The organism is Rheinheimera muenzenbergensis (genome assembly GCF_036984005.1).
GTDB lineage: Bacteria > Pseudomonadota > Gammaproteobacteria > Enterobacterales > Alteromonadaceae > Alishewanella > Alishewanella muenzenbergensis.
The window spans coordinates 83,746-97,053 of sequence record NZ_JALAAR010000003.1; the positions used below are offsets into that span (position 1 = coordinate 83,746).

General features: G+C 50.8%; 10 protein-coding genes. 8 read left to right on the forward strand and 2 right to left on the reverse strand.

The annotated features are described in order from the left end of the window. The first annotated feature begins 25 nt into the window (after window positions 1-25). Together MN202_RS04455 and MN202_RS04460 are read left to right on the forward strand one after the other, a co-directional pair. The gene (locus MN202_RS04455; RefSeq protein WP_335734888.1) at window positions 26-1,156 is read left to right on the forward strand and encodes a hypothetical protein; all 1,131 of its coding nucleotides are present in this window, start codon (window positions 26-28) and stop codon (window positions 1,154-1,156) included. Window positions 1,157-1,363: 207 nt separating this feature from the next. Then, a complete protein-coding gene (locus MN202_RS04460) occupies window positions 1,364-1,861 on the forward strand; it encodes an RDD family protein (protein WP_335734889.1) in 498 nt (165 codons plus the stop codon). A 5-nt stretch (window positions 1,862-1,866) separates the two neighbouring features. Here MN202_RS04460 and lptG read toward each other — a convergent pair whose 3' ends face one another. Together lptG and lptF are read right to left on the reverse strand one after the other, a co-directional pair. Next, complete coding sequence (gene lptG / locus MN202_RS04465; protein ID WP_335734890.1) at window positions 1,867-2,934, reverse strand: LPS export ABC transporter permease LptG; 1,068 nt, start codon at window positions 2,932-2,934, stop codon at window positions 1,867-1,869. A gap of 1 nt (window position 2,935) precedes the next feature. Further along, window positions 2,936-4,048: an LPS export ABC transporter permease LptF gene (gene lptF / locus MN202_RS04470; protein WP_335734891.1), complete on the reverse strand. Its 1,113-nt coding sequence runs from the start codon at window positions 4,046-4,048 to the stop codon at window positions 2,936-2,938. 180 nt (window positions 4,049-4,228) lie between these two features. Here lptF and pepA point away from each other — a divergent pair, with 180 nt between their 5' ends. The 6 genes from pepA (at window position 4,229) to MN202_RS04500 (ending at window position 13,292) form a co-directional block, all read left to right on the forward strand. Further along, window positions 4,229-5,737 (forward strand): leucyl aminopeptidase, encoded by a 1,509-nt coding sequence (pepA, locus tag MN202_RS04475; RefSeq protein WP_335734892.1) that lies wholly within the window; start codon window positions 4,229-4,231, stop codon window positions 5,735-5,737. Next, on the forward strand, window positions 5,737-6,177 hold the full coding sequence (locus MN202_RS04480; protein ID WP_335734893.1) for a DNA polymerase III subunit chi: 441 nt from the start codon (window positions 5,737-5,739) through the stop codon (window positions 6,175-6,177). Before pepA ends, MN202_RS04480 begins: the two co-directional genes overlap by 1 nt. A 15-nt stretch (window positions 6,178-6,192) precedes the next feature. Further along, entirely contained in the window at window positions 6,193-9,048 is a 2,856-nt protein-coding gene (locus tag MN202_RS04485) for a valine--tRNA ligase (RefSeq protein WP_335734894.1), read from the forward strand. Between the two features lie 330 nt (window positions 9,049-9,378). Further along, window positions 9,379-10,851 (forward strand): Na+/H+ antiporter NhaC family protein, encoded by a 1,473-nt coding sequence (locus MN202_RS04490; RefSeq protein WP_335734895.1) that lies wholly within the window; start codon window positions 9,379-9,381, stop codon window positions 10,849-10,851. A gap of 172 nt (window positions 10,852-11,023) precedes the next feature. Then, window positions 11,024-11,515, forward strand: coding sequence for a TIGR03546 family protein (locus MN202_RS04495; RefSeq protein WP_335734896.1), 492 nt, complete (start codon window positions 11,024-11,026; stop codon window positions 11,513-11,515). Window positions 11,516-11,525: 10 nt separating this feature from the next. After that, window positions 11,526-13,292, forward strand: a complete 1,767-nt coding sequence (locus tag MN202_RS04500) for a TIGR03545 family protein (RefSeq protein ID WP_335734897.1) — start codon at window positions 11,526-11,528, stop codon at window positions 13,290-13,292. Window positions 13,293-13,308: the final 16 nt, after the last annotated feature.

A 13,308-nucleotide genomic window follows, 5' to 3' on the forward strand; every position in this document is an offset into this window, starting at 1 on the left:
ACAGAGAATTAAGGGGGACGATTAAATGTTTTTGTATATAAAAAATATATTTATAGCAGTATTGGTTATCGTGGCAGCTTTGTCGGCGGCCATCTGTTATGCGGATAATCCGGTCCTACTGCAGCCAGTGCCGCAGCAAAATTCTATGGCAACTTTCGCTAAGTTGCCCGGCATTATATCGCCGTACATCGAGTATATGCCGATGGGCCGTATTTCGGCAGAAAAGGCTTCTGAAATGCCTCATTACACAGTGGCTTATGATGAGCAGCAGCGTATTGTTGAGATTTCATTTTTCCGGGGGCCCAACCCAAGTAACAATGCATATTTTGGTACCCACAAAGTGAAGTACAACTATTCACCTGAGAAATTAGTGCGGACCTACTTCGATACAAAGGGCGAAAAAAGTGTGCTGCAGCGTCATTATTATAAGGGGGGCCAGATCCACAAAGAGGAATTTCAGTTAGACAGTCAGGGCAATAAAACAAAATTATTTCTTTATGACAGCACCAATAAGCGCATTGAAACTGGATTAGGCACCTATGAATTTTCCTTTGAAAAAATTGATGAATCGTCTTTTATTCAACAACAATTTAAGAAGAATGGAGAACGTCAGATATTAACTGAGTATTTTCCCTTTGAAACCACTTTGATCAAGCTCGATAGCTTAGGTTTGTTGTACAGCATTACCCATATTCATCCAGAAACTCATAAAAAGGAGCTGCATAAAGCGGCGGGGTACGCCGAAGTAGTATTTGATTTTGATCAGTATGGCAATGAGTTAGGGTGGTGGTTTCTTGACACCGAAGGTAAGTTGGTTAACCGCAAACCTTTCTATGATATAGGCGGCCATGGTTATGCCAGGTGGGCATACGAAATGGACTGGCGCGATCAGGAATCAGGCGCTGTTCATGGATTCATTGAACGATATTACGATGCCAAAGGACAAGCCGTTAACAATAATTCTGGAGTTCATGAGGTTCGTTATATTCATAATGCCTGGGGAGAAGCAACTGTGATCTCCTCTTTCAATAAAAAAGGGGAGAAGGTAATAGACCCAGCCTATGGCTACTTTCGCATGACGGTTGATTATGATGACCTGGGAGAACGAATTAGTACGAAAAAGTATGATGCTAATGAAAATCTCATAAATAACTAAGCCATCGGCGAGTGATTTCAGATCGGGGATTGCATGGGAATAATACATTGAGTGGCCACTGCAGAATCGCTGCTCATCAGTTAACCTAGTCTTCCAGGAATGCACAGGAAACAATTTATTGGCTTTTAGTGGCGCAAAATTACAGCAGCTTCGAAAAAACCAGGCTGCATGCTACACTTGCGCGGTTTTTACTAGCTGGATTTGTTTATGTTTGCTGATGCACCCCGCGCGGGCCTGATACGCCGTTTGGCGGCACTGATGTACGACTGGTTAATTTTGGCGGCACTGTGGATGCTGGCGATGGGGTTGGCTATGGCGGCTATTGCTTTGCTAAGCCAGCTGGGGCTGATTTCACTGGCCGGTTACACCGACTATGCCGATGTGGTTAGCCAGCATAAGATCTGGTTTCAGCTGTATTCTGCTGGCTGCTTTTTTTGGTTTTATCTGTACTTCTGGTGCAAAGGTGGGCAAACCCTGGGCATGCGCGCCTGGCGTATGCTGCTGGTTAGCCAGGATAATACTCCGGTAAGCGTTAAACAGGCGTTGCTGCGCGCAGTAACGGCGCTGCTTGGAATTGGCAACCTGTGGCTGTGGCTGCGTTGGGGCAAAGGCCTGGCACTGCAAGACCAGCTAAGCGGCACTCAGGTTGTGGTACTCACTAAAGAGCAAAGCCGGCAGCTTAATTTACATAAGGCAGCGCAGTAGCTGCCTTACACTTTTTTGCGCATAAAGTAGGCGGATAAGCCAATAAACAGCAGGCTGGGTAATAAGGCGCCAGCCAGTGGCGGCAACTGATACACCAGCGCCATAGGGCCGAATACTTCATTGGCCATGTAGAAACCAAAGCCGGTTAAAATACCCATTAGCACCCTGGCGGCCATGGTAACACTACGCAACGGGCCGAATATAAACGACAGCGCCATCAGTAACATGGCAATAATAGTGACCGGCTGCAGCGCTTTGCGCCAGAACGCCAGCTGATAACGGCTGGTATCCTGGGCATTTTGCTGCAGATAATCGACATAGTCGGTTAAGCCGCGCAGCGACAGCATTTCGGGTTTGATGGTGACGACGCCAAGTTTATCCGGCGTCAATGACGAGGCCCAGCGCAATTGCGGCCACTGTTGTTTACCAATCCGTTCCAGCGTGAAGTTAAGCTGGGTAACCTGCTGCAACTGCCAGGCACCGCCACTGTATATTGCGGTGTCAGCACTTAACACCGATTGCAGCTGCAGCTGATCGTCAAACTGATAGATCACCAGATCAGTTAAATTACCAAAATCGTCTACCTTGCGGATATTGACAAAGCGATCGCCGTCTTTAGCCCATACGCCTTGCTGGGCAGCAAACAAACTACCGTCAGATATGGCTTTAGTGCGCAGCTCACGGGCGGCTTTATCACTTACCGGTGCGCCCCACTCAGCCACTGCCATCATTAGCAGCATCATTACCAGCGCGGTTTTCATTACTGAGCTGATTATGTTCAGCCTGGATAAGCCTGCCGCCTGCATCACGACCAGTTCGCTGCTGCTGGCCAGCATACCCAGGCCTATCAGGCCCCCTATCAGCGCCGCCATCGGAAAGAAGGTGACTAAATCACCAGGTACGCTGTAAAGCGTAAACAAGGCAGCGTGCACCATATCGTAGTAGCCACGGCCGACCGAACGCATCTGATCAATAAACTTAAACATCGCCGAGATCACCAGCAACACGCTTAAAGTCAGCATCGAGGTGCTTAGTATGGTTTTGCCGATATAGACATCAATAATTTTTAACATGCTAGTCTCTGCCTGCCAGCCAGGCATGCAATCGGTTGGCGCTGCGTCTGTTACGCATAATCAACATGCAACCTAATAACAAGGCGCTGCCATGCAGCCACCACATGCCCCACTGGGCCGGAATTTTACCGTCTTCCAGTGCGGAACGGGCAATAATTAACAGCGAATAGTAACCCAGATACAGCAACAAGGCCGGCAACAGGCGGCCAAATTTACCCTGGCGCGGATTAACCCGGCTTAGTGGTACAGCTATCAGCGTTAACAGCGGAATAGACAACGGGATAGCAATACGCCAGTGCCACTCGGCTACGGCTTCATTGCTGTCCAGCAGCATCAATTCATGGGTTGGCACGCTACCGAGCTTACGCCGGCGCTGCTCGACTTCCTGCTCACGGATCTGGATTTGATATTGTTCAAACTCAGTGATTTCAAATGCCGGCGAGCTGACATCTCCGGCATAGCGGCGGCCCTGATCCAACTGCAGGCTTTGCGCCCCGCTGGCATCTTCGCGCACTATACCGCCTTGCGCATAAACCACTGCGGTATTAGCCTCGCTGCCGCTACCACTGGTTTGAGCCACAAACACCTTATTTAAACGGCCGGCTTCATTGCCACGGCCTACGTCATGCACAAAAATTACCGCTTTTTCATTGGAGGTATGCTGAAAACGCCCCGGCACCACCGACATTAAACCGGCACTGGCATCGGCTTTCTCCAGCACCTGATATTCGCGCTCTGTTGCCCAGGGGCTTAAATACAGGGTTACGCTACCGGCCGCAATAGCCAGCAGCAGTGACAGCATCAGTGTGATGCGCGTGACATACCATTCACTTACGCCGGTTGCATGCAGTACCGTCATTTCGCTGTCGGCATATACCCGGCCGTAAGCCACCAAAATACCAATAAAGGCACTGAGTGGCAGTATAATAACGGCAAGTTGCGGCAACTTAAGCGCCACTATGCTCATAACCAGCTGACCCGGCACTTCGCCTTCAGAGGCATCGGCCAGAATTTTTACAAAGCGCTGGCTGATAATGATGGTCATCAGAATGATAAATACCGCCAGCTGAGATTTAAATACCTCAGCTAACAGGTAACGAAAAATAATCAACACGCCCCCTAAAAACCTGCCTTTTTGCTGGAACCCTGGCGATTTTTCAGTAAACTTGATATTTATAGCAATTATTATCGACCAAACAGCAGAGAAAACCGAGCTTTTTTATAATTTCACGGTAGAATTCTGCCAATAATGTGCCCGTTATGTTAGCACAGTCTATTAGAATCAGGAGTTAGTATGGAGTTCAGCGTAAAAAGCGGAAGTCCGGAAAAACAACGCAGCGCATGCATTGTTGTTGGTGTGTACGAGCCACGTCGTCTTTCCGCTGTTGCCGAGCAACTGGATAAAATCAGCGAAGGTTATATCAGCAATCTGCTGCGCCGTGGTGATCTGGAAGGCAAACCCGGCCAGATGTTGCTGCTGCACCATGTGCCTAACGTATTAAGCGAACGTGTACTATTGGTCGGTTGTGGTAAAGAGCGAGAACTGGATGAACGCCAGTACCGGCAAATTATTGCTAAAACCATCAGCACCCTGAATGAAACCGGCTCAATGGAAGCGGTATGCTTTTTATCTGAATTGCACGTAAAAGGCCGTGATACCTACTGGAAAGTACGCCACGCAGTAGAAACCACGCAGGACAGCCTGTATGTGTTTGACCGTTTAAAAAGCAAAAAAGACGAAACCCGCCGGCCGCTGCGCAAAATTGTGTTTAATGTACCAACACGGCGTGATTTAACCATCGGCGAAAAAGCGGTAGAGCATGGCTTAGCCATCGCCGCCGGTGTTAAACAGTGTAAAGACGTCGGTAATTTGCCACCGAATATCTGTACGCCGCAATACCTGGCTGAACAAGCCCAGTTGCTGGCCGAAAGCAGCGCAAAAATCGCGGTAGAAGTGCTAACGCCGGACGACATGGCCAAGCTGGCGATGAACTCTTATCTGGCCGTGGGCCGTGGCTCGGTAAATGGCCCACGTATGGCCGTGATCCGCTATAACGGCGCCGGTAACGACAGCGCGCCCGTGGTGCTGGTGGGTAAAGGCCTGACGTTCGACTCTGGCGGCATCAGCTTAAAGCCAGGCGATGGTATGGATGAAATGAAATACGACATGTGCGGCGCCGCCTCTGTATTTGGCACCATGCATGCGCTGGTACATTTAAACCTGCCGATTAACGTGATAGGCGTGTTAGCGGCGGCGGAAAACATGCCCGATGCCAATGCCTACCGGCCGGGTGACATTTTAACCACGATGTCTGGCCAGACGGTGGAAGTACTTAATACCGACGCTGAAGGCCGCTTAGTGTTATGCGATGCGCTAACCTATGTAGAGCGCTTTGACCCCGAGCTGGTAATAGATGTCGCCACGTTAACCGGAGCCTGTGTGGTAGCGCTGGGTAAACACGCTACCGGCTTACTGAGCAACCACAACCCACTGGCACACGAAATACTTAATGCCTCTGAGCAAAGCGGCGATCGCGCCTGGCGCCTGCCGCTGTGGGATGATTATCAGGATCAACTGGAAAGCCCCTTTGCTGATTTCAGCAACTTAGGTGGCCGTGCTGCCGGTACTATTACCGCTGCCTGTTTCTTGTCCCGCTTTACCCGCAAATACAACTGGGCGCACCTGGATATTGCCGGTACCGCCTGGCGCAGTGGTGGTAAAGACAAAGGCTCTACTGGCCGGCCAGTGCCGCTGTTAACCCAGTTTTTAATTAACCGGGTTGGCCAACAACAGGATCATTGATGCAAGTTAGCTTCTATCTGCTAAATGAAAGCCAACAAGATGAGCTGAGCACTGTGCCAGCTCATTTTGCTTTAGCCTGCCGCCTCTGTGCCGACTTGTACCGCGCCAAGCAACGGGTTTTCGTTTATACTGCCGGCCAACAGCAGGCAGAAGCCTTTGACGAACTGCTTTGGCAGTTTGATGCCGGGCGTTTTGTGCCACATAACTTAAGCGGTGAAGGCCCGAAATATGGCGCGCCGGTCGAGATAAGCTGGCAAGCACCGCGGCAAAACCGCGCTGTGCTGATTAACCTTTCCTGTGAAGTACCGGCTTTTGTCAGCCGGTTTGCCCAGGTTATCGAATTTGTTCCCGCTGCCGAGACTGAAAAAGCCCAGGCGCGGGACCGTTTTAAGCAATATCGTCAGTTAGGCATTAACCCACAAACCGTTACTGCCAGCTGAGCTACAGGTACTATCATGGAAAAAACGTTTAACCCTACCGCAATAGAGCAGGCCATGTATCAGGCCTGGGACAGCAAAGGCTATTTTAAACCCAGCGGCAACACCAGCCAGGGCAGCTACTGCATTATGATCCCACCGCCAAATGTCACCGGCAGCCTGCATATGGGCCATGCCTTTCAGCAAACCATTATGGATGCCTTGATCCGTTATCAACGGATGCAGGGCAAAAACACCCTGTGGCAGGCAGGTACGGACCACGCGGGTATCGCCACCCAGATGGTAGTAGAGCGTAAACTGGCTGCTGAAGGCCAACCCGTGCGCCATGCGCTGGGCCGTGATGCTTTTATTGAAAAAGTCTGGCAGTGGAAAGCTGAGTCCGGCGGCAATATCAGTGCGCAAATGCGCCGCTTGGGTAACTCGGTAGATTGGCAGCGAGAGCGCTTTACCATGGACGAAGGCTTGTCTGACGCCGTACAGGAAGTGTTTGTCCGTTTGTACGAGGACGACCTGATCTACCGCGGTAAGCGTCTGGTTAACTGGGACCCTAAACTACACACGGCTATTTCTGATCTGGAAGTAGAAAACAAAGAACAAAAAGGCCAGATGTGGCATTTGCGTTATCCGCTGGCCGACGGTGCCGTTACCGCAGAGGGTAAAAATTATCTGGTTGTGGCCACCACCCGGCCGGAAACCATGCTTGGCGATACCGGCGTGGCCGTTAACCCGAAAGATGAGCGCTATCAGGCATTAATTGGCAAAGAAATACTGCTGCCGTTGGTCAACCGCCGTATTCCAATTGTGGCCGATGACCACGCCGATATGGAAAAAGGCACCGGCTGCGTCAAAATTACCCCGGCACACGACTTTAACGACTACGAAGTCGGTAAACGTCAGCAATTGCCGATGATCAACATTATGACGCCCGATGCCACCATCCGCACAGAAGGTGAATGTTTCTTCACTAACGGCGAAGCCAATACTGCCGTGAGCGCAGCCATACCAGCTGAATATCAGGGCCTGGACCGCTACGCGGCGCGTAAAGCCATCGTTGCCGCCTTCGACGCGGCCGGTTTATTAGATAAGGTGGAAGTTCACAACAACACCCTGCCCTATGGTGACCGCAGTGGCGTGGTAATAGAGCCCTTGCTGACAGACCAATGGTATGTGCGCGTTGCGCCGCTGGCGAAAACAGCAGTAGAAGCAGTAGAAAGCGGCCAGATCGAATTTGTGCCCAAGCAGTACGAAAACATGTACTACAGCTGGATGCGCGATATTCAGGACTGGTGTATATCGCGCCAGTTATGGTGGGGCCACCGTATTCCGGCTTGGTATGATGCCGACGGTAAAGTGTATGTTGGCCGCAGCGAAGCCGAAGTACGCGCTAAACACCAGCTGGCTGACACTGTCAGTTTAAGCCGTGATAACGACGTACTGGACACCTGGTTCAGCTCAGCATTGTGGACCTTTTCAACCTTAGGCTGGCCGCAAGACACGCCAGAGCTGCGCACCTTCCACCCGACAGATGCACTGGTAACCGGTTTTGACATTATTTTCTTCTGGGTAGCCCGGATGATCATGATGACAATGCACTTTATTAAAGATAAAGACGGCAAGCCGCAGGTACCTTTTAAAACCGTTTATGTCACCGGCCTGATCCGCGATGAAAACGGCGACAAGATGTCTAAATCCAAGGGTAATGTTATAGACCCGCTGGATATGATTGACGGCATAACACTGGACGAGTTGCTAAGCAAACGCACCAGCAATATGATGCAACCCAAAGATGCAGAGAAAATTGCTGAGCGTACCCGCAAACAATTCCCGGAAGGCATTACCGCCAGTGGTACCGATGCATTGCGCTTTACCCTGGCCGCCCTGGCGTCTACCGGCCGTGATATCAATTGGGATATGAAGCGTTTAGAGGGTTACCGTAACTTCTGTAATAAACTGTGGAACGCCAGCCGTTATGTGCTGATGAACACTGAACAGCAAGATTGCGGCTTTAATGGCGGCGACATGCAGTTATCGCTGGCCGATAAGTGGATACTGGCACAGTACCAACACACGGTTAAGCAAGTACGGCACTACTTCGATACCTACCGTTTTGATTTAGCCGCTGCCGCCTTGTACGAATTTACCTGGAACCAGTTCTGTGACTGGTATCTAGAACTGACCAAACCGGTGTTATTTAAAGGTAATGACGCCCAGCAACGTGCTACCCGTCATACTCTGGTAACCGTGCTGGAAAGCCTGCTGCGTTTAATGCATCCGATCATGCCGTTTATTACCGAAACCATCTGGCAATCGGTAAAACCGCTGGCGCAGATCGAAGCTGACAGCATTATGCTGCAAGCTTACCCGCAAACAGATGACAGCCTGATTGACGACACTGCCACTGCCGATCTTGAATGGTTAAAAGCGGTGATCACCGCCATTCGTAACGTCCGCGGCGAAATGAACATAGCACCAAGCAAACCGCTGAGCATACTGCTACGCAATGTAAACAGCGACGAGCAGCGCCGCTTAAGCGACAACGAAAGCTTTTTGATGAACCTGGCCAAGCTGGACAGCATTACCGTGCTGGCCGCTGATGAGCAGGCGCCAACCTGTGCCGCCCAGTTAATTGGCAGCATGGATTTACTGATCCCGATGGCGGGTTTAATCGACAAAGACGCCGAGCTAAGCCGCATTGCCAAACAGCTGGAAAAAACCCAGCAGGAACTGGCGCGTGTAACAGGCAAGCTTAGCAACGAAGGCTTTGTAGCTAAGGCCCCTGAAGCGGTGCTGGAAAAAGAGCGTGCCAAGCAAGCTGAACTGGAGCAGGCCGTCGCCAAACTGCAGGCGCAGCAGGCGGAGATAGCCGCGCTTTAACCAGATAAGTAGTATTAAAAACCGGGCTAAACAGCCCGGTTTTTTTATCCCGGCAAAGGGCCGCCAGCCGCAGCACGGCTTGGGCGCAGCACAAAGATTCCATTTGTAGAAAAACTATTTTTTGCTATGATTGCGCGGTATTTCGGCAACTGCCTGACTATACGCTTGCACTGCGTATTTATGCAGTAAAGTCTGGTGTTTAGTGCTTCAGTTTTAAGCGCAGCAGCGGCTGATAAATGCAAGGAACCGCTCCGTTGGGTTGGGTTATCTGCTGCAACGGTTCACTTAACTTTTGTCCGGCCAGCCGGATTTTTTTATAGAGAATAATAAATGATGTCAGCAGATACCCTGGTTGAGAGTCTCACCGAACCTGTTGCAGCGGCGGCCGAAGCGGCCGCTATTACCCCTTCTGCTATTAGCTTAATTCCGCCTATCGTCGTATTGGCCATCGCTATCTGGTTAAAACGGCCAATTTTAGCGCTGGTAATGGGTGCTATTGCCGGTTTGCTGTTGCTGTCACCTGCCGGTGCTCTTACCAATATGGCTGAAACCTCGTTACGGGTTATGCAGGATGAAACCATCGGCTGGCTGATACTGGTGTGTGGTGGCTTTGGCTCGTTAATCGCCTTGCTGGTGCATACCGGCGGTGCCTTTGCGTTTGGCCGGGCGGCGCAAAATGTGGCTAAGGGCCGTAAATCTTCGCTGCTGATGACCTGCTTTTTAGGCATAGTGATCTTTGTTGATGACTATTTAAATGCGCTAACAGTGGGCGAAACCATGAAGCGTATTACCGATAAATATAAAGTATCGCGTGAAATGCTGGCCTATGTGGTGGACTCAACCGCAGCACCAATCTGCGTGCTTATTCCAATTTCTACCTGGGCAGTGTTCTTCGGTGGTCTGTTAGTCGCCAATGATGTGGCACCGGCCGGCGATGCCAGCGGTATTCAAACCTATATCTCTGCCATTCCCTATATGCTGTATGCCTGGCTGGCGATGATCATGGTTATTCTGGTCATTTTGGGCATTGTGCCTTTATTCGGCCCAATGAAAAAAGCTGAACTGGCAGCGCAACAAGCCACTATAGCCGCAGCGGATGCCCCTAACTCGGCCACCACAGCGCAGGACACCCATTCAGCGGACGATTTTGCCGTGCAGTCGTTTGAAGAGGAATTTGAGCAGTCTGACAAGAGTGGCGGCAAGCTGCATAACTTCCTGCTGCCGATGATCATGCTGGTTGGTTTTACTATCTGGTTTGACATTGACGTCTGGAAAGGCCTGTTGATGACGTTCCTTATTACGCTACCGCTCTATTTGCTGCAGCGCTTAATGACTATCTCTGAAATGATGGACCAGATGATCCATGGTTTTAAAACCATGCTACCGGCTATCTGCACTGTTATTGCTGCCTTTGTGTTTAAAGATGTCTGCGATCAACTGGGTTTACCGCAGTATATTATCGATAATCTGGCACCCTATATGAGCGCACAGCTGTTGCCGGCGCTGGTGTTTTTCTCGATGGCGGTGCTGGCTTTTGCTACCGGTTCGTCCTGGGGCATTTTTGCCGTGTCTATTCCTATAGTAATGCCACTGGCCTTTGCGGTTGAAGCGAATATTCCACTGGTGATTGGCGCACTGTTATCGGCCAGCTCGTTCGGTAGCCAGGCGTGCTTCTATAGCGACTCGACGGTACTGGCAGCACAAGGCTCGGGCTGTAACCTGATGAGCCATGCGCTAACCCAGTTCCCGTACGCCTTTATGGCTGCCGTGCTGGCGTTTTTTGGCTTTTTAGCCCTGGCCTAACAGCAGCAAACTCACGGCTTAACAAAGGCGCTAATTACAGCGCCTTTTTTTTTCAACAGCTTATTTTTCAGCACAAGGGCACTGTTTTAGCCCTGACAAAACGCCATGACACTGTTACCTTATATAACACTGTTGTTAATCGACATTGTCCCCCCTGTTTACCGGAGGCTTTATGCTGACCCTGCTGGCTAAAATTCTGAAAGTATTAAATTCCCAAGCCTCCCCCTGGCAGATTGGCTGGGCCCTGGCACTGGGTTTATTTATTGGCATATTGCCATTTGGCCTGTTAACCCTGTTGCTGCTACTGCTGGTATGCCTGCTTACCATTAATCTGTCGGTATTTTTACTGGTGTGGGGCTTAACCGAAGGCTTAATGCTTTTACTTGCTACGCCACTGGAGCGGCTAACCTGGCAGTATGCACAAAACGACAGCTTGCTGGCACTGCTAGCCAACACCGAAACGCTGCAACTGTTGCATTTACACCATACGCTAACGCTGGGTGCCTTCGTGCTGGGCGCGCTGTTACTGTTACCCGTTTCCTGGCTGGCTAAGGTGCTGGTGCAACAATACCGCAGCCGTATCATGAACACACTGGAACAATGGAAAGTCATGCAAATGCTAAAAGCCAGCAAGCTGTATGCGCTGTATGAAAAACTGAATTAAGGAGCGCGATATGAGCCGTGAAATTGGGATCCGTAAATCTGGCTGGTTAGTGTTTAGCGTTGCTATTGCCGTTTTGCTGGCACTGGTTTATCTGTTAGCCGGCCCGGCGATACGGCTGGCGATGGTGTACAACCTGGAAAAAGCCGTAGGGGCTGAGGTTAATATCAGTAAGGTATCGTTAGAGCTGGCCCCGCTGGCGCTGCGGATAAATAACCTGCAAATAACCGATGCCGCAACCCCGACGCACAACAGTTTTAGTTTCGGCCATGCCCGCGCTGCGCTGCAAGTATGGCCGGCGTTGCTGGGTTATTATGTTATTGACGAGCTCAGCGTAGATGGCTTGCAATATGGCGCAGAGCGTCTTAGCGAAGGTGCCGTATACCGCCAACCCGGCGCTGACGCAGAAAAAGTTGATATCGCCAAACTGTTGCAGGTCGATTTACCCGATGCCGATGAACTGATTGCCCGGGCGAAGTTGCAAACGCCTGCCAAAGCCGACGCCTTACAACAGTTAGCCGCCGCCGAACAGCAACAACTACAAAGCCTTAAGCAGCAACTGCCAAATAAAGATACTTTGGCGCAGTATCAGGCCGACATTAAAGCGCTGACTGACAGCAAAATAAGCAACGCCGCCGATTTAGCCGCTAAAGCGCAGCAATTGCAGCAACTAAAAGACAAGTTGAACGCTGAGAAGGCCAAACTGCAGCTGGTAAAACAGCAACTGACCCAAAGTAAAGATAAGCTGCAACAAGCGGTAGCAGAGCTGAAAGCCGCCAGTGCCGCAGACTATACCAAGGTGCAACAACTGGCAAACTTAAGCGACGGTGGCCTGGCCGGTATCAGCCAGATTTTACTTGGCGACTTATGGGGCCAGCGTATTGCTCAGCTACAAAGCCTGTATTTACTGGCGAAACCCTATTTGCCCGAGCAACTGCCACAGAGCAGCAGCGACAGCCCGGCGCAGCCCGATGTGATCTTACCTAATCGTATTTTACCGCTACCGGGCCAGCCTTACCCCGATTTTTGGGTTAAGCAGGCGCGGATAAATTGGCTGCTGGGTGGCGGCGAAGCCACTATTGCGCTGCAGGATATTACTGCACAACATAAGCTGATAAACCGCCCGACGACGTTCTCGCTGGATGTAAAACAGCTGCCGCAGTTGGCAGCATTTAACCTAAGCGGCGACTTTGCCATTTTAGAGCAAATGGTCACCAAGCTGAACTGGCAGCTGGATGGCCTTCAGCTGCAACCGACGACGCTGGGTAACGGCGACAGTGCGCTTGATCTGGCGGCCGGCCTTATCAGCTCAGCTGGCAAGCTCAAGCTGACCGATAATCAGATTGAACAGCAAGCTACGGTAGTGTTAAAGGCGGCAAACTTTAACAGCAGTGGCAATAAATACCTGCAGCAGCTGGCCAGTTTATTAAACCAGCAACAGCAAATTCCGTTTAATATTGCCACTACCGGTGTCATCAGCGCGCCGGACGTGAGTATCCGCTCCTCGTTAGATAAACTGCTGGGCGATGCACTGCTGGGCGAAGCTAAACAAAAAATCGCCGCTTACCAAGCTGAACTGCAGGCAAAACTGGACAGCCCGCTACAAAACGGCCTGGCCGGCCAGCAGGATTGGGCCGCGCTGTTAAACCAGCAAGAAGGTGAAGTTGCCGATATCAGCGGCAATATAGAAAACATGCTTAATGCCAAACTGGCTGATGTTAAAGATCAGGCCAAAGATAAGCTAAAAGATAAACTGCTGAACAAACTCGGCGGCGGCTAATAACCAGGCTGTACCG